Annotated in this window: 23 protein-coding genes; 11 read left to right on the top strand and 12 right to left on the bottom strand. The window is 67.9% G+C overall.

Features of this window, described 5'->3' with window-relative positions; all coding sequences use genetic code 11:
- The first annotated feature begins 81 nt into the window (after window positions 1-81).
- Window positions 82-657, top strand: coding sequence for a thioredoxin family protein (locus GQS65_RS02410; protein ID WP_199268389.1), 576 nt, complete (start codon window positions 82-84; stop codon window positions 655-657).
- 60 nt (window positions 658-717) lie between these two features.
- Window positions 718-1980, top strand: coding sequence for a Zn-dependent hydrolase (locus tag GQS65_RS02405; protein ID WP_158203073.1), 1263 nt, complete (start codon window positions 718-720; stop codon window positions 1978-1980).
- A gap of 21 nt (window positions 1981-2001) precedes the next feature.
- Here GQS65_RS02405 and GQS65_RS02400 read toward each other — a convergent pair whose 3' ends face one another.
- Both GQS65_RS02400 and GQS65_RS02395 read right to left on the bottom strand, forming a co-directional pair.
- Window positions 2002-2640 carry a pyroglutamyl-peptidase I family protein gene (locus tag GQS65_RS02400; protein ID WP_158203072.1) on the bottom strand — a complete coding sequence of 213 codons (639 nt, stop codon included), beginning with the start codon at window positions 2638-2640 and terminating at the stop codon, window positions 2002-2004.
- Between the two features lie 90 nt (window positions 2641-2730).
- The gene (locus tag GQS65_RS02395) at window positions 2731-4305 is read right to left on the bottom strand and encodes a uracil-xanthine permease family protein (protein WP_158203071.1); all 1575 of its coding nucleotides are present in this window, start codon (window positions 4303-4305) and stop codon (window positions 2731-2733) included.
- Window positions 4306-4443: 138 nt separating this feature from the next.
- Here GQS65_RS02395 and GQS65_RS02390 point away from each other — a divergent pair, with 138 nt between their 5' ends.
- The 4 genes from GQS65_RS02390 (at window position 4444) to GQS65_RS02375 (ending at window position 9566) form a co-directional block, all read left to right on the top strand.
- Window positions 4444-5106, top strand: coding sequence for an O-methyltransferase (locus GQS65_RS02390; protein ID WP_158203070.1), 663 nt, complete (start codon window positions 4444-4446; stop codon window positions 5104-5106).
- 54 nt (window positions 5107-5160) lie between these two features.
- Window positions 5161-6816 (top strand): long-chain fatty acid--CoA ligase, encoded by a 1656-nt coding sequence (locus GQS65_RS02385; RefSeq protein WP_158203069.1) that lies wholly within the window; start codon window positions 5161-5163, stop codon window positions 6814-6816.
- A gap of 245 nt (window positions 6817-7061) precedes the next feature.
- Window positions 7062-8225, top strand: coding sequence for a hypothetical protein (locus GQS65_RS02380; protein ID WP_158203068.1), 1164 nt, complete (start codon window positions 7062-7064; stop codon window positions 8223-8225).
- A 183-nt stretch (window positions 8226-8408) separates the two neighbouring features.
- Complete coding sequence (locus GQS65_RS02375) at window positions 8409-9566, top strand: acyl-CoA dehydrogenase family protein (RefSeq protein WP_158203067.1); 1158 nt, start codon at window positions 8409-8411, stop codon at window positions 9564-9566.
- Window positions 9567-9812: 246 nt separating this feature from the next.
- On the opposite strand, the gene GQS65_RS02370 is transcribed toward GQS65_RS02375, so the two are convergent.
- From GQS65_RS02370 to GQS65_RS02350, 5 genes are all read right to left on the bottom strand, one after another.
- Window positions 9813-11036 (bottom strand): GNAT family N-acetyltransferase, encoded by a 1224-nt coding sequence (locus GQS65_RS02370; protein WP_158203066.1) that lies wholly within the window; start codon window positions 11034-11036, stop codon window positions 9813-9815.
- Between the two features lie 78 nt (window positions 11037-11114).
- Window positions 11115-11537, bottom strand: coding sequence for a luciferase domain-containing protein (locus GQS65_RS02365; protein ID WP_158203065.1), 423 nt, complete (start codon window positions 11535-11537; stop codon window positions 11115-11117).
- A gap of 93 nt (window positions 11538-11630) precedes the next feature.
- On the bottom strand, window positions 11631-11996 hold the full coding sequence (locus GQS65_RS02360; RefSeq protein WP_233264983.1) for a hypothetical protein: 366 nt from the start codon (window positions 11994-11996) through the stop codon (window positions 11631-11633).
- A gap of 105 nt (window positions 11997-12101) precedes the next feature.
- Window positions 12102-12275 carry a 30S ribosomal protein S27e gene (locus GQS65_RS02355; RefSeq protein ID WP_158203064.1) on the bottom strand — a complete coding sequence of 58 codons (174 nt, stop codon included), beginning with the start codon at window positions 12273-12275 and terminating at the stop codon, window positions 12102-12104.
- A 3-nt stretch (window positions 12276-12278) separates the two neighbouring features.
- Window positions 12279-12563 carry a 50S ribosomal protein L44e gene (locus tag GQS65_RS02350; protein ID WP_158203063.1) on the bottom strand — a complete coding sequence of 95 codons (285 nt, stop codon included), beginning with the start codon at window positions 12561-12563 and terminating at the stop codon, window positions 12279-12281.
- 213 nt (window positions 12564-12776) lie between these two features.
- Between GQS65_RS02350 and GQS65_RS02345 the strand changes: the two genes are divergently transcribed.
- The 3 genes from GQS65_RS02345 (at window position 12777) to GQS65_RS02335 (ending at window position 14893) form a co-directional block, all read left to right on the top strand.
- Window positions 12777-13691 carry an alpha/beta hydrolase gene (locus tag GQS65_RS02345; RefSeq protein WP_158203062.1) on the top strand — a complete coding sequence of 305 codons (915 nt, stop codon included), beginning with the start codon at window positions 12777-12779 and terminating at the stop codon, window positions 13689-13691.
- A 92-nt stretch (window positions 13692-13783) separates the two neighbouring features.
- On the top strand, window positions 13784-14050 hold the full coding sequence (locus tag GQS65_RS02340) for an HAH_0734 family protein (protein ID WP_158203061.1): 267 nt from the start codon (window positions 13784-13786) through the stop codon (window positions 14048-14050).
- A gap of 201 nt (window positions 14051-14251) precedes the next feature.
- The gene (locus tag GQS65_RS02335) at window positions 14252-14893 is read left to right on the top strand and encodes a plastocyanin/azurin family copper-binding protein (RefSeq protein WP_158203060.1); all 642 of its coding nucleotides are present in this window, start codon (window positions 14252-14254) and stop codon (window positions 14891-14893) included.
- Between the two features lie 493 nt (window positions 14894-15386).
- On the opposite strand, the gene GQS65_RS02330 is transcribed toward GQS65_RS02335, so the two are convergent.
- Window positions 15387-15917, bottom strand: a complete 531-nt coding sequence (locus tag GQS65_RS02330) for an SRPBCC family protein (RefSeq protein ID WP_368279769.1) — start codon at window positions 15915-15917, stop codon at window positions 15387-15389.
- Between the two features lie 102 nt (window positions 15918-16019).
- Here GQS65_RS02330 and GQS65_RS02325 point away from each other — a divergent pair, with 102 nt between their 5' ends.
- Window positions 16020-16784 (top strand): NAD(P)/FAD-dependent oxidoreductase, encoded by a 765-nt coding sequence (locus tag GQS65_RS02325; protein ID WP_158203059.1) that lies wholly within the window; start codon window positions 16020-16022, stop codon window positions 16782-16784.
- A 221-nt stretch (window positions 16785-17005) separates the two neighbouring features.
- A complete protein-coding gene (gene coaBC / locus GQS65_RS02320; protein WP_158203122.1) occupies window positions 17006-18166 on the top strand; it encodes a bifunctional phosphopantothenoylcysteine decarboxylase/phosphopantothenate--cysteine ligase CoaBC in 1161 nt (386 codons plus the stop codon).
- A 19-nt stretch (window positions 18167-18185) separates the two neighbouring features.
- On the opposite strand, the gene mnhG is transcribed toward coaBC, so the two are convergent.
- From mnhG to GQS65_RS02300, 4 genes are read right to left on the bottom strand one after another with little or no spacing between them, the layout of a single operon-like run.
- Window positions 18186-18620: a monovalent cation/H(+) antiporter subunit G gene (gene mnhG / locus GQS65_RS02315; protein ID WP_158203058.1), complete on the bottom strand. Its 435-nt coding sequence runs from the start codon at window positions 18618-18620 to the stop codon at window positions 18186-18188.
- The gene (locus GQS65_RS02310) at window positions 18617-18877 is read right to left on the bottom strand and encodes a monovalent cation/H+ antiporter complex subunit F (RefSeq protein ID WP_158203121.1); all 261 of its coding nucleotides are present in this window, start codon (window positions 18875-18877) and stop codon (window positions 18617-18619) included. Before GQS65_RS02310 ends, mnhG begins: the two co-directional genes overlap by 4 nt.
- 22 nt (window positions 18878-18899) lie before the next feature.
- Window positions 18900-19481, bottom strand: coding sequence for a Na+/H+ antiporter subunit E (locus tag GQS65_RS02305; RefSeq protein WP_158203057.1), 582 nt, complete (start codon window positions 19479-19481; stop codon window positions 18900-18902).
- Window positions 19478-21061, bottom strand: coding sequence for a complex I subunit 5 family protein (locus tag GQS65_RS02300; RefSeq protein WP_158203056.1), 1584 nt, complete (start codon window positions 21059-21061; stop codon window positions 19478-19480). The genes GQS65_RS02305 and GQS65_RS02300 overlap by 4 nt, the downstream gene beginning before the upstream one ends.
- Between the last annotated feature and the right edge of the window lie 15 nt (window positions 21062-21076).

The following is a 21076-nucleotide window of genomic DNA, read 5'->3' as shown; positions in this document are numbered from 1 at the left end:
CCTCTCGCCCTCGCATCCTCGCACACCCACCACTACGTCGCAAGGACCAACCCCTTTGTCCCCGCTCGCCGTACGTCGACTATGGTCATGGAAGAGTCCGAACGGACCATCGGACGCGACGAACCGGCCCCGGCGTTCGAACTCCCGGCCACGAGCGGTGACAGCTACTCGCTCGACGACTTCGGCGAGTACGAAGCGCTCCTGCTGGTGTTCACCTGCAACCACTGTCCCTACGCCAAGGCGAAGTTCGACCTGCTCAACGACGTCGCCGCGGAGTACGACGAGGTGGCCGTCGTCGGCATCAACTCGAACGACGCCGAGGAGTACCCCGAGGACTCCTTCGACCGGATGACCGAACTCGTCCGGGACGGCACCATCGCCTACGACGCCTACCTCCACGACGAGACACAGGACGTCGCCCGCGACTACGGCGCGGTCTGTACGCCCGACCCGTTCCTCTTCCGAAACGAGGGTGGGCCCGAGGAGCCACGCTTCCTGCTGTCCTATCACGGCCGCCTCGACGACGCGCTCAACCCCGACGACGAAGCCAGCGAGTTCTACGTCCGGCAGGCCATCGACAGCATCCTCGCGGGCGAGGAGGTGGACCTGGAGTTCATGCCCTCCCGCGGCTGTTCCATCAAGTGGAGGGACGACTGAGTCCCGCTCGGTGACGGCGCTGACGGAACGCGTATCACCTTTCTCGCCGAACCGCGAGCCATGCCACCACGGCCCGACGAGTTCGTCGACGGCGACCGACTCCGCGAGGACATCGAACACAACGGCACCTTCGGCGCGACCGACGGCGACGGCCACGGGCGGACGAACACGACCGGGAGCGAGGCGAACCGCGACGCCCGCGAGTACCTGGTGTCGCGGTTCGAGGCGGCCGGCCTCGCCGTCACGGTCGACGCGGTGGGCAACCTCGTCGGATACTGGGACCCACCAGGGGCGTCGGGCGCACCCGTCGCCGCCGGGAGCCACCTCGATTCGGTTCCGGACGGCGGCCGCTTCGACGGCCCGCTCGGCGTCTACGCCGCGCTCGAAGCCGTCCGCGCGATGCAGGACGCCGACTGCACGCCCGAGCGACCGGTCGAGGTCGTCTCGTTCACCGAGGAGGAGGGGACGACGTTCGCCTCGGGCCTGCTCGGGTCCTCGGTCGCCAGCGGCGCACGCTCGGTCGACGACGCCCTCGCGCTGACCGACGGGGAGGGGCGAACGCTCGACGAGACGCTCGACGCCATCGGCTTCCGCGGCGAGGGCCGACTCGACGCGAGCGAGTGGGACGCGTGGCTCGAACTCCACGTCGAACAGCACACCGACCTCGAACGGGCCGGGGCGCAGGCCGGCGTCGTCACCGACATCACGGGCATCACTCACTGCGAGGCGACGGTCACCGGCGAGGCCGACCACGCCGGAGCGACGCCGATGGGCGAGGAGCGAACGGACGCGCTCGCGGCGGCCAGCGAGTTCGTCCTGACGATGGAGGAGGCCGCCGAAGCGAGGACGGCCGAAGACCCGGCGGCCGTCGCCACGGTCGGGTCGCTCGACGTCTCGCCGAACGCGACGAACGTCGTCCCCGGCCGCGTCGAGATGGGCCTCGACGTGCGGAGCGTCGAGTACGACTCGATGGACCACCTCTGTGTGCACGCCCGCGAGGAACTCGACCGCCTCGAAGCCGAGCGGAGGGTCGAGACCACCTTCGAGCGGGGGTTCGACCTCGAACCGACGCCGATGGCCGAGCGCTGCCGCGAGGCGTTGGCGGGAGCGGGCGAGGCGGCCGACGTCGAGACGCTGACGCTCCACTCCGGAGCGGCCCACGACTCGATGTACGTCGCGTCCGTGACCGACGCGGGGATGCTGTTCGCTCCCTCGCGCGACGGCGTCTCCCACTCGCCACGGGAGTGGACCGACTGGGGCGACTGCGCGGCGGCGACACGGGTGCTGACCGGCGCGTTGGCCGACCTCGCCGGCGTGGAGTGAGGCGACCGCACACCCGTGGAGTCAGACGGTCACGAGCGCCGCCGCGACGACCTGTCGCACCGCCTCGGCCTGGAGGTCGAGGTCCATGCTCGCCGGGACGCTCCCACCGCGTTCGGGGTGTTCTGCGTTCCGGACCGCGATGGCCGGGGTGGCCGGCAGGTGGACGAACCCCGCCGGGACGTCGCGTCCGGTCGCGTCGAGGTGTGCGAGCGTCGAGTAGAGCGCGTCGTTACAGAGGTGTGTCCCCGCGGTGTTCGAGACGCGGGCCGGAACCCCACGTTCCCGGAGGTGTTCGACCGTCCGGACGAGCGGGAGCGTCGAGAGGTACGCGTCCGCGCCGTCGGGCGCGATGCGTTCGTCCACCGGGTCGGCGTCGGCGTTGTCCGGCGTCCCGGCGGCGTCCGCGACGTTGACGCCGACGCGTTCGAGGCGAATCGCCGGCTCCCCCGACGCGAGTCCCGTACAGACGACGGCGGCCGGGTCGTGGCGGTCCACGAGCGTGGCGAGGCGTTCGCCGATACCGTCGAACTCGACGGGGAGGACGCTGCCGACGAGTTCGTGGCCCGCGACGTCCTCACCGTCGAGTCGGCGAGCGAGCTGTTCGCTGGGGTTCTCCTCGAACTCGCCGAACGGTTCGTAGCCGGTGAGCAGGACGGACATGACGGCGAGAGGGACGACGACCGCAAAAGCGGTTCGGGGTACGTCGGGTCGTCGACGGGTTGAACGACGTGCCGGGAGACGACGGCTGGGTCAGTCCGCCTTCGTCACGCCGTCGTCGCGCCGCGAGCGCAGGCGGTCGAGCGGCGACTCGTAGTCGTCCTCGCCCTCCGCGAGTGCCTCCCACGCGGTGATGCCGCGTTCCTCGGGCGTGCCGGGGATGGTGTTGTCGAAGAACAGCGCGACCACGCCACCGACGGCCATGCTCGTCGACCCGACGACGAACAGCGTCCCCCCGACGGCGGGGGTGGCGAGCGCGTTCCCGACGACGGGAACCGTCCCGAGACCGGCGACGAACGCTTCACGGCCGGCGATGGCCATGTACTCGGGGACGGCGAGGCCGACGAAGACGGCCGTGCCGAGGACGAACAGGTTACGCGAGGAGTCGAGGTCGACGTACTTCAGGTTCGAGAGGCCGACCGCCACTATCTGACCGAACATGGCGACGAACAGGCCGCCGACGATGGGGTCGGGAATCGTGGCGACGAGGCGACCGAACGGGCCGAAGAAGCCGACGACGAGCATCAGCACCGCGCCGACCTGTACGACGAACCGGGAGGCGACGCCCGTGATGCCGATGGCCCCGACGTTCTCGGAGTAGGAGGTACAGCCACACGCACCCATCAGCCCCGCGAAGGCGGTCATCAGCCCCTCCATGCCGATGCCGTTGTTGATGCGCTGTTCGTTCGGTGCGCCCACGCCCGAGAGGCGAGCGACGGCGTGGTAGTCGGCGAAGCTCTCGACGATGGAGGCGATGACGCCGGCGAACATCCCGATGGCGAACGACGTCTCGAAGCGGGGCATCCCGTACTGCAGCGGGTGGATGGCGTAGACCCACTGGCCGTCGAACACCGCACCGTAGTCGACGTAGCCCAGCGACTGTGGGGTGTAGACCCCGAAGAACGAGAGGGCGAACGCGACGAGCCACGCGACGACCACACCGAGCAGGACCGGGAACAGGTCGAAGATCCGGTTCCGGTCGCCGAGATACTGCGAGAACAGGACGATGAGGCCGAGCGTGAGGAGCAGGAGCCACCAGTTCTGCTGTGCGCCCTCGACGCTCGCCGCGACGTCGACGATCTGCGGGGCGCTGAACAGCGAGAGGCCGATGAGCGCGATGACGGGCGCGACGACGAGCGGCGAGAGGTACCGCCGGAGGCGGCCGACGACGCCGAAGTAGCCGATACCCACCTCGGCGACGGCGGCGGCGACGATGGCCCCCTGCAAGAACAGCAGTTTCGACTGCCAGTCGGGCATCCCGCCGACGACGGGCGCGGCCCCCACGACGGCGATGGCGGGCGCGAGCAGTGAGAACGGCGCGCCCTGGACGATGGGGTAGCGGTTGCCGAGCGTCGTCTGGGCGAGCGTGGCGATACCGGAGGCGACGAAGAACGTCCCGACGAACTTCCCGAGGACGGCCGGTCGGTCCGCGAACCCGAGCACCCCTGCGAGGATGAGCGGGACGGCGATGTTCGCCCCGACCATCGTGAGGTAGTGCTGGCCGCCGAGCAGGAGTGCGGTCGGCAGCGGCGGTCTGTCCTCGATTCCGTACGTGACGAGCGCGTCCGAACCCGCCTCCTCGCCGGTTCGGTCGGTGTCCCCCGACATGTGCTACCGGAGCCAGCCACAGCGACGAGTTAAATCCATCGACGTGGTGTTTTCGTCACGTTCCACGGATTCGGTATGCACTATCGTGCATCACGGTGGGCCGCAGGGTTTTGCCGACCGGCAGTGAACGACTCGGCTATGAACGACGTGGTACCGGAGCACATCGAACGGTTCGCACGACTCGTCGGCCCGGACGGCGACGAGGTGGTCGCGGAGATGGACGCCCACGCCGAGGAGACGGGGTTCCCGACGGTCGGTCCCGCGGTCGGTGGGTGGTTGCGACTGCTCGCCCGGATGGTCGACGCTCGCCGGGTGTTCGAGTTCGGGTCGGGATTCGGCTACTCTGCGTACTGGTTCGCCGGCGCGGTGCCCACAGAGGGCGAAGTCGTCCTCACCGAGTTCGACGCGGAGAACTGCGAACGTGCCCGCGAGTACCTCGCTCGCGGTGGGTACGACGACCGGACCGTCGTCGAACAGGGCGACGCCATCGAGACGGTCGAACGCTACGACGGGCCGTTCGACGTGGTGCTCGTCGACAACGAGAAGGAGCGATACACCGAGGCGTTCGAGGCCGTCCGCGAGAAGGTCGCCCCCGGTGGCGTCGTCCTCGCGGACAACGCGATGACCGCCGGCCCCATCGACTTCGACGCACTCACCGAGTTGGTCGCCGGTGGAGACGTCGAGACGACCGACGCGACACGCGGCATCGCCGACTATCTGGAGACGGTCCGAGCGGCCCCCGACTTCGAGACGACCTTACTTCCGGTCGGGGAAGGCGTTGCAGTAAGCTTCCACCGGTAGAATCGGGTTGCGACAGTGCTAACAGTTAGGTGGTGACGGACGCATTGTCGGCGTATGCCAGGAGGCACTGACCTCACGCTTCGACCGTTCCTGTGGCGCGCCGAAAAGCTCTACCCCGACACCGAGATCGTCTCGCGCACCAGCGAGGGGATCACGCGATACGACTACACCGAGTACGGCGACCGCGTCGCCCAGTTGGCGAACGCACTCGACGACGTGGGCATCGGCGAGGGCGACCGGGTGGCGACGTTCTGTTGGAACCACCACACCCACTTCGAGACGTACTTCGCAGCGCCCTCGATGGGTGCACAACTGCACACCATCAACCCGCTGCTCCCGGCCGAACACATCCGCTACATCGTCGAGAACGCCGAGGACAAGGTGCTGTTCGTCGACCCGTCGCTGCTTCCGGCGCTCGAACCCGCCGTCCAGTCGCCGGAGTTCGACCAGGTGAAACAGTTCGTCGTGATGGCCTCGGAGGTGCCCGACACGGACCTCGACGCCGTCGCCTACGAGGAGTTCGTCGCGGGCCACGACACCGACTACGACTGGCCGGACGTCAGCGAGGACCAGCCGGCCGGGATGTGTTACACCTCGGGCACGACGGGTCGCCCGAAGGGCGTCGAGTACACCCAGAAGATGCTCTGGGCGCACACGATGGAGTCGATGAGTCCACAGGGCATCCCGATGGCCGACGACGACGTCGTCATGCCCGTCGTGCCGATGTTCCACGTCAACGCGTGGGGGATGCCGTTCACCGCCACTGCGGCGGGCGCGAAACAGGTGTTCCCCGGTCCCTCGCCGGAACCTGCCGACCTCGCGAGCCTCATCGAGGAGGAGGGCGTCACCATCACGGCCGGCGTCCCGACGGTGTGGCTGGGGCTGATGGACTACTGTGAGGACAACGACGTCGACCTCTCGACGCTCGACACCGTCATCGTCGGTGGCTCCGCCGCGCCGAAGTCGATGATCCAGTGGTTCGACGAGCGCGACATCGAACTGCTCCACGCCTGGGGGATGACCGAGATGGCTCCCATCGGGTCGGTCGCTCACCTCAAGAGCGACCTGGAGGACGCCGACTACGAGACGCAGGTGAACCACCGCGTCAAACAGGGTCTCATCGTTCCCGGACTGGAGTTCAAGGTGCTCGACGACGACGGCGAGGAGATCGCGTGGGACGGCGAGGAGTTCGGCGAACTGCTCGTGCGCGGCCCGTCGGTGACGACGGAGTACTTCGAGCGCCCCGAGGCCAACGAGGAGGACTTCGAGGACGGCTGGCTCCGCACCGGCGACGTGGTGACGGTCGACCCCGAGGGCTACCTGAAGATCGTCGACCGGGCGAAGGACGTCATCAAGTCGGGCGGCGAGTGGATCTCCAGCGTCGAACTGGAGAACGCCATCATGGCCCACGAGGACGTCGCCGAGGCGACGGTCATCGGCGTCCCCCACGAGAAGTGGCAAGAGCGCCCCGTGGCGTTCGTCGTCCCCACCGAGGGCGCGGACCGCGACGCCATCCCGGAGGGTGTTCTGGACCTCCTGCGCGAGGAGTACCCCAAGTGGTGGCTCCCCGACGACGTCGTCTTCATCGACGAGGTGCCCAAGACGGCGACGGGCAAGTTCTCGAAGAAGGACCTCCGCGACCAGTACACCGACATGGACGCGTTCGAGGGACAGGCCCCGGACGACGCCGCGCCCGAACAGGACGACTGACTCTCGAACCGACGGGGGTTCCTCCTGCCGTCGCGGGCACCGACGGCGCGTGTCGGACAGCTTAACACGGTATTATCGGTGTATCGAACGTTCTATCTACGAATTACGACGGGTGAAATATTCCCTGTTAGAGAGTATTGAACTAAGCCTGATACTCTCGAATCAGTGAATATGGGACACAGCCCAGCCCGGTCAGTCAGTTCCGAACCGTACCGCGTGAGCGCCGAACGACGGAGGGTGTGCCGATGAGTCGACGGACGACGTCCCTCCGACTCTCGTTCGTGCTCGTACTCGTCGTGAGTCTCGCCGCGACGGGCCTCGGGGCGGGCGTGGCCGCCGCCGACGTCGACGACCGGTACAAGACGAGTCTCGTCGTCGACGACGCCACCGCGAACGCGAGCACCGACGCTGTCACCTACACGTACAACAACTCGACGGACACGGCGACCATCGACGCCAGCGGTGACGACGTCGTCTACCGGACGTCCGTGAAGGTCGACGACCGTGTCTTCGAGACCAGGAACGCGCCGGAGAGCCAGCTCCGTGAGGCGGGCCTGTCGGCCGTCGAGACGCCGCTGCTCGGCGCCGAAGCCGACACCGACGTGCTCGACGTCCAGTACGACGACGGTGTCGTGACCGTCACGAACGCCTCCTCGGCGATGGACGTCGTCGTCTCCGCCGTCGACAGCACGCAGGTCGCCCCCGGCCTCGACGCCACCGTCCTCTGTGCCGACACGGCCGACGACGTCGCCCGGTTCCAGGTCAGCAACGACAACACCGAGAACGTCTCGGTCGAGTACTTCGTCGAAGAGACGGGTGCCTCGGGGACGGTGAACCTCAGCGCCGAGGACTCGACGACGCTCGACCTCGCAACGACCTACCGCGGCGACGCGACCCTCGAACTGTCCGCCGACGGGATGGTCGTCGAGACGGCCGACGCCGCCACGGCGACCGAGACGTGTGACCTCGACGAGGAGTTCAACTACATGAACACCTACCAGTACGACCTGGTGTTCGGCGAACCGATCGAGGACATCGGTGCGAACGACTCGGCGTTCTACAACGCGGACGGTCGCCTCGTGCAGGCGACGTCCATCATGGCGAACGGAGACGTCTTCGCCTCGTACGAGGTGCCGAGCGACGGTAACGCGACGGCGACGTACGACGGCGCGACCATCACCTACGACGCCATCGAGTACGACGCTCGCAACGACACGGCGACGGTCACGGTGACGCTCGACGCGGACGCGACGAACGACACCACCGTCTCGCTCGTGAGCTACCAGCTGCCCGACGACACGACGTCGTTCGAGCGTCCAGTCGCCGACGAACAGATGTACGTCGACGGCCAGACGGTGACTATCTCCCCCGGTGAGACCGTCACCCTCGAACTCACCGTCCCGCAGTAACGCGGGTCGCTCGTTCGACGCTCGCTGCTTTTCTATCGCCGTGCCACGACGCGCCCAGTCGCCACGACGACCGACCAGCGACGACTCGACGGGAGTCCCCGTCGGAACCGTGCGGCGAGAAAACGGCTTTCCTCACGTCTCCAGTTCCGGGAGCTACTTGACGACACCACCCCTACTCGGTGTATGGACCTTTTGGACGAGTCCGTGGTCCCGGAACACGCCCACGATATCAAGGCCGAAGCCCGCGCCTTCGCCGAAGAGCACATCGCCCCCGCCGCACAGGAGTACCACGACTCCGGCGAGTATCCGTGGGAGATTCTGGAGGCAGGGATGGACGCCGGTCTCGTCGCACAGGACATCTCCAAGGAGTACGGCGGCCGCGGTCTGGACCTCTACGAGGTCTTCGCCATCGCCGAGGAGTTCTACCGCGCCGACGCCGGCATCGGCCTGACGATGATGCTCGCGTCGTTCGGGGCCGAAATCGTCGAGGAGTACGGCTCCGAGGAGCAGAAAGCGGAGTTCCTCCGACCGGTCGCCGAGAACGACCAGATAACGGGTCTCGCCGTCTCCGAACCCGACACGGGGAGCGACCTCGCCGGGATGACGACCAGCGCCGAGCGTGACGAAGAGGCCGACGAGTGGGTGCTCAACGGCGAGAAGTACTGGGTCGGTAACGCCGTCGAGGCCGACTGGCTCACCCTCTACGCGAAGACCGGCGACGCCGACGACCGGTACGGCAACTACTCGATGTTCATCGTCCCGACGGACGCGCCCGGCTACGAGGCCGAACACATCCCGGAGAAGATCGGCATGCGCGCCTCGAAGCAGGGCCACATCGTCCTCGACGACTGTCGCATCCCCGAGGAGCACCTCGTGGGCGTCGAGGGTGCGGGCTTCTACATGCTCGCGGAGTTCTTCAACCACGGCCGCATCGTCGTCGGCGGGCACGGCCTCGGTCTCGCCGCCGCCGCCGTCGAGGAGGCGTGGGAGTTCGTCCACGGCCGCGAGGCGTTCGGGCGTGACATCTCGGAGTTCCAGGCCGTCCAGCACATCCTCGCGGACATCCGCATGGAGTTCGAGGCCGCCCGCGCGCTGAACTGGCGGGCCGCCGAGAAGGTGGCCAACCAGGAGAACGCCGGGTTCTGGGCCGCCTGTGCGAAGACGAAGTCCACCGAGGTAGCGAACTTCGCCGCCGAACGCGCGATGCAACTACACGGTGGGCGCTCCATCCTCCAGGAACGGCGTATCTCGCGTGTCTACCGCGACGTCCGCATCCCGGTCGTCTACGAGGGCGCGAACGAGATCCAGCGCAACCTCATCTACCGGCAGGCGAAGTACTGAGCGGTCACGATTCACCGGCCGCCACGACGCAGGTTTCCGCAGCCACAACGCTTTCTCCCCTGGCGCGACTCCAGCCAGCCATGCGAACCTCGACACTCGTCATGGTCGTCGGTCTCGTCCTGCTCGTGTTCCCCGAACCCGCGACGACGCTGCTCGGTCTCGTCGTGTTGCTGGCGGGCGTAGCGATGCGACTGCTCTGAGTTTCCGCGACCACCGCGGCGGGCGGGGAGCGTCGGTCCGGACGGCTCAGAACCCCTCGTGGAGCACCACCTCTTCGGTCGGGAACAGCGCGTCGAGTCGCTCGACGACGTCCTCGGAACCGTCGAGTTTGCCGACCGTCTGGAGCCTCGACGCCGACCGGTAGCCGACGGCCAACTGTGACAGCGGGCCGACGGCGAGACTCGCGTCGGCGGCTCCGGGGTCGCCTCCGGTCTCCACTCGTTCGCACGTCGCCCGACCGTTCGCCACGTCGAGTCGGAACGTCCCGTCGTTCCACTCGGCGAGGCCGTCCGCGACGGCGAGCGTCACCGTCCCGGACGCGTTCTCGGGGTAATCGAGCGCACGCAGTGCTTCTCGGACGTCGACGAGTCGAATCATCGGGCCGGGCTTCAGTTCGACCGTCGGGTCGCGCGGGTCGCCGACGACGTCGAACAGCACCGCGTCGGGGCGGTCGTAGAACCGGACCTCCGAGACCTGCGAGTCGTGGTGCCGGAGGTATCGCAGGAGTTCGACGGAGGCGTCGAAGTCGACTGCACACGTCTCGACGGTGGTGAGCGTCCGGTCGCCACCGTCCTCATCGAACCGGTAGGCGACGTACCCCGCCAGCGTCCGCCCGTCGCCGGCCTCGCGTTCGAGACCCGCGACGTATCGCTCTCCCTGCCATCCCTCGAAGATCCGGTGTCGCCACCACTCCTCGGTGCGGTACATCGAGAGGGTGTGGTCGTTCACCTCCCGGTAGACCGCCTCCAACTCCTCCCACCGGTCGGCGTCGAGTTCGACGAACCGACCGGACGCCTCGATATCGTCGACGAAGTCGAGGTCCGTCGGCGCGGCCGACACCTCGGCGTAGGTCGACGTCGTCGCCCACCCGAACTTCGCGTAGAACGGGTGTTCGAACGGCCAGAGCGCGGAGAACCACTGCTCACGCTCGCGGTACTCGTCGAGCGATTCGACGAGGAGTCGACGGACGAGACCACGGCGTCGGTTCCACGGCGGTGTCGACACCGCCGAGAGACCGGGGACGCCGTGTTTCGAGCCACGGACGTCGAGCGTGAACCAGTGGTGCCGACCGGTACAGAGCAACTCGTCGCCGTCGTAGATGCCCCGTCGAGCACCGAGCTGTGCGGACGCGGGCGGGTCCTCGTCCTCGTCGAGCGGTTCGTGTTCGTCGGTCGGACGGAACGCGTAGGTGAGCAACCGGCTGAACTCGTCGTAGTCCTCGTCGGGGACCGGACGGTACTGAAGGGACATACCGGCGATGGACGGCCGGGAGGCATAAACGCACCTCGACGGTGTCACCGCGTCCCACGAGGCGACCGTCGAGGGCGCTCAGACGGGGACCGGGCCGAACGCCGCCCGGAGGGCGTCGCTCGGGTCGAGGGCGTCGAGTTCCGTGCCGACGTCGACGGCGTCGAGAGGGCCCAGCGACTCGCCGCGTCTCGTCGCCCGTCGCTTCTGGCTGGCGACGTGGTGGAGATAGGAGAGTCGAAGCAGACGGAGTGCGCCGCGCTCGCTCCCCTCGTCGAGGTAGTAGCTCACCCACCCGGAGTCCGGAAACAGGTGGTGAGCGTCCGTCGTTCCCTCCACGACGAGGACGTCACGGACCCGGCGGGTGAGCGGCAGGTCGACGTGACGCTCACCGTGGACGTGACCGAACTCGCGGCCGCCGACCGTGAACTCACGGCCGCCGAACCGGTGTGGCGCGACGCTCACGCCGGGCCACCCACCGACTGTCTTGACGATAGCTGTCATGGTACGGTTCCCGGTGAGACGCGGGGCTCACCGGTCGTCGACTGGAGAGAGGCGCTCCGAGAGCATCAACCGAGCGCCGGTGCCGGTGACCGGTCAGGACTCGCTCTCGCCGGCGACGATTCGGTAGTCCGCGAGCGTATCGCGCATCGTCCCCCCACCCTCGCTCTCCTTTCGCTCCTCGCCGAACGTGACCCAGCGCGTCGCCGTCTCGTAGTGGGTGTAGCTGTACATCTCGAAGGCGTCCTCGGTCTCGAGGACCACGTCGACGACGGCGTCGTCCGGCGGGTCGGGGCCGACCAGTGCCGACAGCGTCGTCTCGTCGTGGTCCATCACCCACACCGCCACGACGTCCTCGCGGTCGAACAGCAGGTCGCGGGCGGCGCGCTCGGAGAGCGGGCCGTCGGGCCAGCCGTCGGCCGGTTCGGGTCGCATCGGCGGGTCGGTCGAGTCGTCGCTCATACCGCCGTGACTCGCGGGGAGAACTTAGGCGTGGTCGCTGCCGGGTGCGGAGTGGCGGCCGACGTCGTCACTCGCCGGGGAGAGAGTCGGAGGAGCGTCGACGCGTTATCGCTGTTCGACGGTCTCGAGGACCTCGCCCTCGATGGCGGCGTTGCCGCCGGTCGGGCGGACGAGGACGTGGCCACAGACGGCGCAGGCGACTTCGGTCGACGCCTTGCCGAAGACGGTCTGTTCGTTCTCGCAGTCCGGGCACTGGACGGAGTAGAAGTTCCCTGCCATGGTCTACTCCTGGAACTCCAGACGGCCTGCGCGCCATCCCTCGCGGATGTGGGCCTTGCCACAGTCGCTACAGCGGTAGATGAGGTTCGTCTTCTTCGTCGGCTTGTCGCCACCGGGAACCTTCGAGAACTTACCGCTGTTACCGATACCGGAGCCGCGGCGGGCAGCCTGGCGGTCGTTGACCTTCTTCATCCCGGAAGAGCGGCCGCGTCGGACCTTCTCTACCTCGTGCTCGTGGTGAGCCTTACAGTACGGGCAGTACGTGTTGAACCGGCGTGGCATCTGCATGGTTGGTTGAGAGGAGGTTCTTCCCCGTGGCTTAAAACCCGTTTGGTCTGTGCTCGTCGCCACCGCCCCGCCACGTCACCGATACCCACTGAACCGGACCGGAGCCGACGGTATCCGAACACGGTCAACTGTAATTAATTTTATAACAATACGGTTGGAGATGTAGTCGCGCGTGGTTCGTGGACGGTCCACGGACGACGCGGAGAGACATCCATGCGAGAGTCATCCATCTCACGACGGAGTTTCGTTCGACGAACCGGTACGGTCGCAGTCGGTGTCGGCCTCCTCGGTGCGACGAACGGGACGGCGAGCGCACAGACGGTACCCCCGTACGTCAGCACGCGCGGGCACTTCGACGACGACGCGACGCTCACGAGCGGCCACGGGACGTTCGACTACGACACCGTCGGGACGGTACCGGGTGTCGACGGGGCGTGTGCGGACGACCTGCTCGTGTTCGTCCACGGCTGGAAGAAGAAAGGCGGCGACTCGGAGGCCGCACAGGCGGCCCGCGACAAGTTCGCTCACGCGAAGGCGACGCTCGAAGCCGACGGGTACGACGGCACCGTCGTCGGCTACTCGTGGGACAACAACAAGGGCGGTGGCTGGGACTACGGCTGGGGAACCTCGAAGGACATCGCCACGCAGAACGGGTCGAAACTCGCGCAGTTCCTCCTCGATTGCAAGTACGACTGCGGCGGGACGGTACGCGTCGCGTGTCACTCGCTCGGTGCCGAGGTGATGTTCAGTGCGCTCCAGGCGCTCGACGGGTCGTCCTACTGGAACGACCGTGGGTGGCAGGTCGAGTCGGCCCACGTCCTCGGCGGTGCGGTGAACAACGAGCGACCGACGCTCGAACACGGCGCGGGCTACGACGCCGTCGCCGACCAGACACGCGCGACGTTCAACTACTACTCCAACGACGACAGCGTCCTCTCGTGGGTGTACAACACCATCGAGTTCGACCAGGCGCTCGGCGAGACGGGCACGGAGTCGGGCAACACCGCCCCCGGCAACTACACCGACTACGACGGCACCGCACAGGTCGGCACCGACCACTCGGGCTACCTCGACAGTCTGACCGACGAGATGGTCTACCACATGGATTACGTCTCGTACTTCGACTGAGCCGACTCGACCACCGACACCGTCCGTGCGGGAACCGATTTCGAGTCCGAGAACTCGAAGCGCTTAACCGGTCCACAGGCAGAGAACACCACATGAAGAACCTCATCATCCACGGCGACCCCGGCATCCGCAAGGACGCCGTCATCGAAGTCGACGGCGAGGAACTCCAGTGTTTCTCCGTCAAGCGGCAGGGCGACTGGCACGGCCCCGACGAGGTCCAGCTCTGGTGTACGGTCGGGACCGACGACGAACGCGAGACCTACGAGACCCGAGAGTACGTCCCGATGCATCTCGACACCGAGGCCGTCGACGCCGACGTCGTCACCGTCATCAAGGCGAAAGGCGACATGGCAGTCTGAGGCGCCAGCAGTGCCGTAACGGTGTCGTGTGGGTAATCCCATGCGGTAGCGGTACGGAGACACCGGCGAGCGTACCGCGAGCCACGCCGGGCACGGCTCGCAGCCTTCTTACTCGGGGGTGTTCGAGGAGCGGTGCGCCGGAGGCGCACCCGACGAAGAAAAAGTCGAAGGATTGAGTTAGCTCCCCTGCCAAGTCCGGCTATGACCGACGAGACGGGCATGAAACGTCGTGACTTCCTCCGCGCGGCGGGTGTCGGCGGTGCCGTCGCCGCGGGCGCGGCGGGGACCGCGGCGGGCCAGGAAGGGAACGGAAGCGGGACCGAGAGTGGTGGCGGTGGTGGCGGTGGCAGCGGCCCCATCGACTACGGCATCGAGGGAGCGAACGGCTACGACGGCCCCGGTAGCGGAACCGACGCCACCGGCCAGTCCGAGGTGTCGATCGCGGTGGGTGTCGGCGGCGGCGGGTACGCGTTCGGCCCCGCGGCGGTCAACGTCGACCCCGGAACGACCATCACCTGGGAGTGGGAGTCGGCGGGCCACAACGTCAACGCGCAGTCCGGTGCGGAGTTCGAGAGCCCCCTCCAGAGCGAGGGCACCTTCGAGTGGACGGTCCCCGACGACGCCTCGGGTATCGTCGAGTACCAGTGTGACCCTCACGTCGGCCAGGGCATGATCGGTGCGCTCGCCATCGGCTCCGACGTGCCGCGGGCGGCACCGGCAGGCCCCGTCGAACCGGTCGTCGCGGACTCGGCGAAGACGCTCGGCATCGCCACGCTCATCGCTATGTTCTCGACGCTGGGGCTGGCGTTCTTCTTCCTGAAGTACGGGGGAGACTACGAGTAGCTCCGCGGACGGAGAGAGATAGCAACGCCTATTCGGGCGGAGTCGAAGTGACACGCGCACTGGTGGCCGTCACGGCTCCAGTGGGGTTGAGACATGGGAGCGAAGCCTGACGGCGCGTCGGTGGGCGCTTCGCCCGCACTTCGTTCTGGGGACCAGTACGCGGGTCACCGTCCGGTACGTGAGTTTCGCGTATACCGTTGATGCCAGGATAGTTTGAGGCGGTGTCACACGTGCGTCAGACGAAACGAGGAGAGCCGTGTGTCGCGGGGACGGGGCCGCAGTGTCACACGCCACCCGTGAGCCCCTTCACTGACTCACAGGTACTCGATATCCCGGTACGCGAACAACGGTTCGCACTACGTGTGTAGCCGTGGCCGGGGCGTTCGACGTCGACGGTGGGTGCAGGCCGTGAGTGCGGTCCCTCGACCCCGGTATCGGCACGCGTCGAGCGAGGCGCGTCGTCACTCCGCAGGCGAGCGGCCCGTGTGAGGTGTCAGACCGAGTCCGGCGTGTCGTGGACGACGAGTTCCACCGGGCGGTCCTCGCCTTCGATGTCCGCGACGATGCGACGGACGACGCGCTCTGCCTCCTGTTTTATCTTCGGTGTCACCTTGTCGACGACCCAGCCGAACGAGACGAACGACGGGAGGTCGAGGGCACTCTTGTCTGCGGAGTCCGGGTTGAACTCGACGTAGATGCTGACGCGGCAGGCGTCGTCTCTCCCTTCGGGAGCTTTCTCGGGGACGTGGTCGACGATCCACGCGCCGCGAGCGTCGATGTCCTTGACGATGGCCCAGTCGATGCGCTCGGGTGGGGTGACGTCGGTCACCCGCGAGCGGGTGGTGTAGTTCAGCTTCCACCACGAGAAGGTGAGTTCGTACTCCGTCCCCGGCGAACCGTCACCGTACGCCCGAACGTCGGTGAGGTACTCCGAGTACTTGGCGTAGCCCGGAAAGTCCACGAGGAAGTCGTACACCTCCTCGGGGGGCAGGTAGACCAGCGTGCTGACCTTGACGGTGTCCACACCGCAGATTCTTCGGGTGTCGGTGTAAGTGTTCTCCCGTGTGCCGGCCACAGACGGCAGTGAACCGGTCGGTTTGTAACCCGTCTCCACCGAGGGTCGGGTATGCACGACTCCGACCACAGCGACGTCCTCGTCGTCGGTGGCGGTATCGCGGGACTGACCGCTGGGCTGTTCACCGCTCGGGCGGGCCTCGATACGCTCCTCGTCCGTGCCGGCGAGTCCATCCTCCGACGGAACGCCCACGTCGAGAACTTCCCGGGGTTCCCCGCGGGCGTCAACCCGCGGACGCTGCTCGACGCGACCGAACGGCAGGCCCGTGAAGCCGGCTGTACCATCCGCGAGGGTCTCGTCACCGACGTGAACGAGACGCCCACGGAGAGCGAGGAGCGGACGGGGACGCCGCGGTTCGAGGTGGCCGTCGACGGCGACCGACTCACCGCCGCGTTCGTCGTCGTCGCCACGAAAAACGACGTGGGGTTCGTCGAGGACCTCGACGTCGGCATCGTTACGCGCGGGTCGAAGACGTACCTCGACTGCGACACGACCGGTCGAACCGACCTCGACGGCCTCTACGCGGCCGGCCGGGTCGCGGAGCGACCACACCAGGCCGTCGTCGCCGCGGGTCACGGCGCGGAGACGGCACTGTCGCTGGTCGACGACTCCGACGTGCCGTTCTACCACGACTGGGTGGTCCCGGAGGGGTACTTCTCCGACCGCGACCGGGAGGTGCCGCCGGGGTGTGAGGAGATCGACGACGCCGAGCGCGAACGGCGCGAACGGGACTCGATGGCGGCGATGCAGGCGTTGTTCGCCGACCCGCACGCCGACGCGCCGACCCCACACCCGAGTCTCGCCGACGAGGAGTAGCCGGGAGCGACGATTCCCGAGCGTTCAAGGCGGATACCGGGAGCAGTCTCGGCCATGCGATAGCGACCGCCCGTGGTCGGGTTCGAGAGGCATCGTGACCTCACCCCGGAAGGGAGTTCGACGCGACCGGTCGCGGGCCAGGCGGGGCGTCGACTGCTCGCCCACGACGAGACGCATCGGTGGTCGTTTTTACCGTTCGCCCGCGAACGTCCGGTATGAGCATGCTGGACGGAGTGAACGTCGCACTCGGCGTCACGGGGTCCATCGCGGCGGTGAAGACCGTCGAACTGGCCCACGAGTTGCGACGGCAGGGAGCGTCGGTGAAGGCAGTCGTGACGAACAGCGCCCGGAGCATCCTCCACCCGTGGTCGCTCCAGTACGCGACGGACAACGACGTCGTGACCGAGATAACCGGCCGCGTCGAGCACGTCGAGTTCTGCGGCCGTGAGGGCTGGGCGGACGTGCTGCTCGTCGCGCCGGCCACCGCGAACACCGTCGGGAAGGTGGCCGCCGCCATCGACGACACGCCCGTGACGACCTGTGTGACGACGGCGATGGGTGCGGGCGTCCCCGTCGTCGTCGCCCCGGCGATGCACGAACCGATGTACGACCACCCCGGCGTGCTGGAGGCCATCGAGCGTGTGAAGGGGTGGGGCGTGACGTTCGTCGACCCGCGTATCGAGGAGGGGAAGGCGAAGATAGCGACGGAGGAGGCCATCGTCCTCGCCGCCGCCCGCGCGGTCGGTGAGCGACCGCTCGACGGCCGCCACGTCGTCGTCACGAGCGGCGCGACCAGCGAGCGCATCGACCCGGTCCGAACGCTGACCAACCGCGCGTCGGGGCGGACCGGACGCGCCGTCGCCAGCGCCTGCTACGTCCGTGGTGCGGACGTGACGCTCGTCCACGACGGGCCGGACGTCCCGTACGCGTCGGTCGTCCACGTCGAGAGCGCCGCGGAGATGACCGCCGCCGTGCTCGACGCCATCGAGACGGGTGCGGACGCCGTCGTCTCGGCCGCGGCCATCTCGGATTACACCGTCGACGCCAGCGACTCGAAACTCCGCTCTGGACGGGACCTCACGCTCGACCTCGAACCGACGCCGAAACTCATCAACAGCGTCCGCGAGGCGCATCCGAGCCTCCCCATCGTCGGCTTCAAACTGGAGACCGGCGGTGACGACGACGACCTGACGCGAATCGCCCGCGAGACACTGGCCCGTGCAGGACTGTCGTTCGTCGTCGCCAACGACGCGAGCGTCCTCGGAAGCGACGAGACACGGGCACTGTTCGTCCGGAACGACTCCGTCTCGGAGTTCGGTGGCGACAAACTCGGACTGGGACTCAGACTCGCCGACGAACTCGCGGCGGACCTGGAGGCGTGAGGAGGGGAGACCGGGAGCGTCAGTCGTCGCTCGGGTCGGCGTCGGCGTCGGCCGGTTCGTCCGGTCGGGACTCGCCACCGGGCCACGTCGCGCCGTCGGCGAACTCGACGCCCATCTTCTGGGCCGACCGCGAGATCATGTGCGCGCCGGTCGGCGCGGTCAGGAAGAGGAAGACGATACCGACCAGCGCCGTCAGGCCCTCGCCGAGGACGCCGAAGTACGCGACGTTGGCGAGGAACATGCTGGCCGCGCCGAGCGTCGTCGCCTTCGAGGTGGCGTGCATCCGGTTGTAGACGTCCGGTAGGCGGAGCAGACCGACGGTCCCGACGAGCAGGAAGAACGCCCCGACGAGAACGAACACCGCGACGAACGCGGTGCGAACGGGACCGATAGCGAGCGGCGTGACCGCCGCCGTCGATGCGAGCGTGTCGAGCGTCTGACTGGTGAGCGTCATTCGATGATGTCCCCCTCGGTGATGTAGCGAGCGACGGCGACGGTGCTGATGAACCCGATGATGGTGAGGACGAGACTCACGTCGACGAACAGCGCCTGTCCGGTGACGAGCGCGAACAGCAACGCGATGGCGACGACGTTCGTGCCGATGACGTCGAGCGCGACGACGCGGTCGGGCGTCGTCGGCCCGCGGACGACGCGGTAGCCCGCGACGAGCGTCACGAGGCTGGCGAGCAGGAGACCGCCGAGGACGACCATCCCGAGCGCTCCCGAGACCGGTTCACTGACCACTGGCGTCACCTCCGGGGTCCGCGGGTGGCGCGTCGTCGGGCGACCGTTGCTCGTCGAAGATGACGAGCGCGAGGTCCTCCCACGCGCGGATGGGGTCGACGACGGACTCGTAGTTGCTCTTGCCGGTGATGGCGTGTACATACAGCGTGTTCGTGGCTTCGTCGTAGTCCATGGTGAGCGTCCCCGGTGTCAGTGTGATGGAGTTGGCGATGGTCGTGATGGCGATGTCGCCCTCGACGCGGAGGGGGACGGCGACCACGTCGGGGTCGATGGGGAGCGACGGCGAGAGGACGCGGTAGGCCACGTCGAAGTTCGCCGTCAGCAGTTCACGGAGGAACAGCACGACGTAGAGCAGTGCCGACGGAACGACGCTGAGCGTCCGTGCGACGTTCGTCTGGTCCGTGTAGATGTCGCGGGTCGCGTACGCGATGGGGAACGCGACGACGACGCCGACGAGCACCGCGCCGACGAACGCGTCGAGTATCTCCCGGGGGGCCCCGGAGAAACTGACGCCCGTGACGAACAGCCACAGGACGGTGAGCACTCCCCCGACGACCGGCCACTTCTTCATTGGCTACCTCCGAGCACGGCGTCGACGTACCCCTGTGTTTCGGTCGCCGCCTGCGCCCCGGCGTACGAGAGGTCGTACAGTGGGCCAAAGCCCACGCCGAGCACGACGATGCTGACCGCGAGGACGGCCGCGACGAGGACGAACGAGCGGTCGACGCTCGCACCGGCCACGGCGTCGCTGGGCGGCCCCCAGAACCCGCGGGACCACGCCAGCGTGAAGTACGCGATGGTGAGGATGGCCCCGGCGAGCGCCACCGCGAGCACCACCGTCGACCCCGCCTGTGCGCCCACGTCGAAGACGAGCAGTTTCCCGAAGAAGCCCGACAGCGGTGGGATGCCGATGAGCGCGAGCGCCCCGACGAAAAAGGAGCCCGCGAGCGTGGGGTTCCGTTCGGAGACGCCACCGAGCGCGTCGAACCGGACCGTCCCGAGCGTCCGGGAGAGCGCCCCGCTGACGAAGAACAGGAGGCTCTTCGCCAGGCCGTGGTTGACCGAGTAGACCAGCGCGGCGGTGATGCCGAGCGTCACGAGTCCCTCGCGGGGAATCTCCGCGCCAGCGCCGGGCACCGCCGACGCCGCGACGGCCAGCGGCAGGACGATGAACCCGACCTGCCCGATGCTGGAGTACGCGAGCAACCCGTCTAAGTCCTCGCGGCCGACGGCCCCGAGGCCGCCGACGACGACGGAGCCGATGGCCATGACGAGCAACACCGGCCCGTAGAACGCGAGGAACGTCGCGTTCTCGCCGAACAGTCCCGGCGGGAGCGCGGCCACCGAGAAGACGGTGAACAGCAGGCGGACGATGGCGTAGACGCCCACCTTCTTGACGACGCCCGCGAGCATCGCGGCGACCGGGGCGGGCGCGGCGCGGTAGGCGTCGGGCACCCAGAACTGGAACGGGACGATACCCGCCTTGAGCGCGAAGACGGCGAACAGCAGTGCCGAGAGACCCAGTACGGGCGTCGTCTGTGAGGCCGGTACCGTGGCGAGGTACTCGGCCATGTCGGCCATGTTCAGCGTCCCCGTCGTGGCGTACAACCCACCGATGGCGAGGAGCATCACCGCGCTGCCCAGCAGGTTGAGGAACGCGTAGTGGAGCGCCGCCCGCGTCTCGTCGGGGCCGCTGTAGAAGACGACGAGGACGTAGCTCGACATCAGCATCACCTCGAACCAGACGAACAGGTTGAACACGTCGGCGGTGAGGAACGACCCGGTGATGCCGACCACCATCAGGTGGTACAGCGGGTGGTAGGAGATGCGCTGGCCGACCTCGGGGATGCCCCTGACCGAGAAGACGAGCGCCGCCAGCGAGACGACGGCCGCGAGGCCGAGCATGAGCACCGACAGGTCGTCGGCGACGAGCGTGATACCGAACGGGGCCTCCCAGTTCGACAGTTCGTAGACGAGGTAGCCGTCCGCGTCCACCCGAACCGCACGGACGAGTGCGGCCACGGCGACGAGGTAGAGCACCCCGCCGAAGACACTCACCGCCTGCTGGACGCGCTGTGCCGACCGCAGCGGCAGGGTGGCGATGGCCGTGAACAGCGCCACGAGCAGCGGCGCGACGACGAGGTCAGTCATCGGCCACCTCCGTGG

Origin of the sequence: Halomarina oriensis (assembly GCF_009791395.1) — an archaeon.
GTDB classification, from domain to species: Archaea; Halobacteriota; Halobacteria; order Halobacteriales; family Haloarculaceae; genus Halomarina; species Halomarina oriensis.
The sequence above is the reverse complement of the archived record's forward strand: the minus strand, read 5'-3'. Positions and strand labels throughout refer to the sequence as shown.

Coding starts and splice junctions, on each gene's coding strand:
- GQS65_RS02410 (WP_199268389.1), top strand. CDS start 82: ATGGTCATGGAAGAGTCCGAACGGACCATCGGACGCGACGAACCGGCC.
- GQS65_RS02405 (WP_158203073.1), top strand. CDS start 718: ATGCCACCACGGCCCGACGAGTTCGTCGACGGCGACCGACTCCGCGAG.
- GQS65_RS02400 (WP_158203072.1), bottom strand. CDS start 2,640: ATGTCCGTCCTGCTCACCGGCTACGAACCGTTCGGCGAGTTCGAGGAG.
- GQS65_RS02395 (WP_158203071.1), bottom strand. CDS start 4,305: ATGTCGGGGGACACCGACCGAACCGGCGAGGAGGCGGGTTCGGACGCG.
- GQS65_RS02390 (WP_158203070.1), top strand. CDS start 4,444: ATGAACGACGTGGTACCGGAGCACATCGAACGGTTCGCACGACTCGTC.
- GQS65_RS02385 (WP_158203069.1), top strand. CDS start 5,161: ATGCCAGGAGGCACTGACCTCACGCTTCGACCGTTCCTGTGGCGCGCC.
- GQS65_RS02380 (WP_158203068.1), top strand. CDS start 7,062: ATGAGTCGACGGACGACGTCCCTCCGACTCTCGTTCGTGCTCGTACTC.
- GQS65_RS02375 (WP_158203067.1), top strand. CDS start 8,409: ATGGACCTTTTGGACGAGTCCGTGGTCCCGGAACACGCCCACGATATC.
- GQS65_RS02370 (WP_158203066.1), bottom strand. CDS start 11,036: ATGTCCCTTCAGTACCGTCCGGTCCCCGACGAGGACTACGACGAGTTC.
- GQS65_RS02365 (WP_158203065.1), bottom strand. CDS start 11,537: ATGACAGCTATCGTCAAGACAGTCGGTGGGTGGCCCGGCGTGAGCGTC.
- GQS65_RS02360 (WP_233264983.1), bottom strand. CDS start 11,996: ATGAGCGACGACTCGACCGACCCGCCGATGCGACCCGAACCGGCCGAC.
- GQS65_RS02355 (WP_158203064.1), bottom strand. CDS start 12,275: ATGGCAGGGAACTTCTACTCCGTCCAGTGCCCGGACTGCGAGAACGAA.
- GQS65_RS02350 (WP_158203063.1), bottom strand. CDS start 12,563: ATGCAGATGCCACGCCGGTTCAACACGTACTGCCCGTACTGTAAGGCT.
- GQS65_RS02345 (WP_158203062.1), top strand. CDS start 12,777: ATGCGAGAGTCATCCATCTCACGACGGAGTTTCGTTCGACGAACCGGT.
- GQS65_RS02340 (WP_158203061.1), top strand. CDS start 13,784: ATGAAGAACCTCATCATCCACGGCGACCCCGGCATCCGCAAGGACGCC.
- GQS65_RS02335 (WP_158203060.1), top strand. CDS start 14,252: ATGACCGACGAGACGGGCATGAAACGTCGTGACTTCCTCCGCGCGGCG.
- GQS65_RS02325 (WP_158203059.1), top strand. CDS start 16,020: ATGCACGACTCCGACCACAGCGACGTCCTCGTCGTCGGTGGCGGTATC.
- coaBC (WP_158203122.1), top strand. CDS start 17,006: ATGCTGGACGGAGTGAACGTCGCACTCGGCGTCACGGGGTCCATCGCG.
- mnhG (WP_158203058.1), bottom strand. CDS start 18,620: ATGACGCTCACCAGTCAGACGCTCGACACGCTCGCATCGACGGCGGCG.
- GQS65_RS02310 (WP_158203121.1), bottom strand. CDS start 18,877: ATGGTCGTCCTCGGCGGTCTCCTGCTCGCCAGCCTCGTGACGCTCGTC.
- GQS65_RS02305 (WP_158203057.1), bottom strand. CDS start 19,481: ATGAAGAAGTGGCCGGTCGTCGGGGGAGTGCTCACCGTCCTGTGGCTG.
- GQS65_RS02300 (WP_158203056.1), bottom strand. CDS start 21,061: ATGACTGACCTCGTCGTCGCGCCGCTGCTCGTGGCGCTGTTCACGGCC.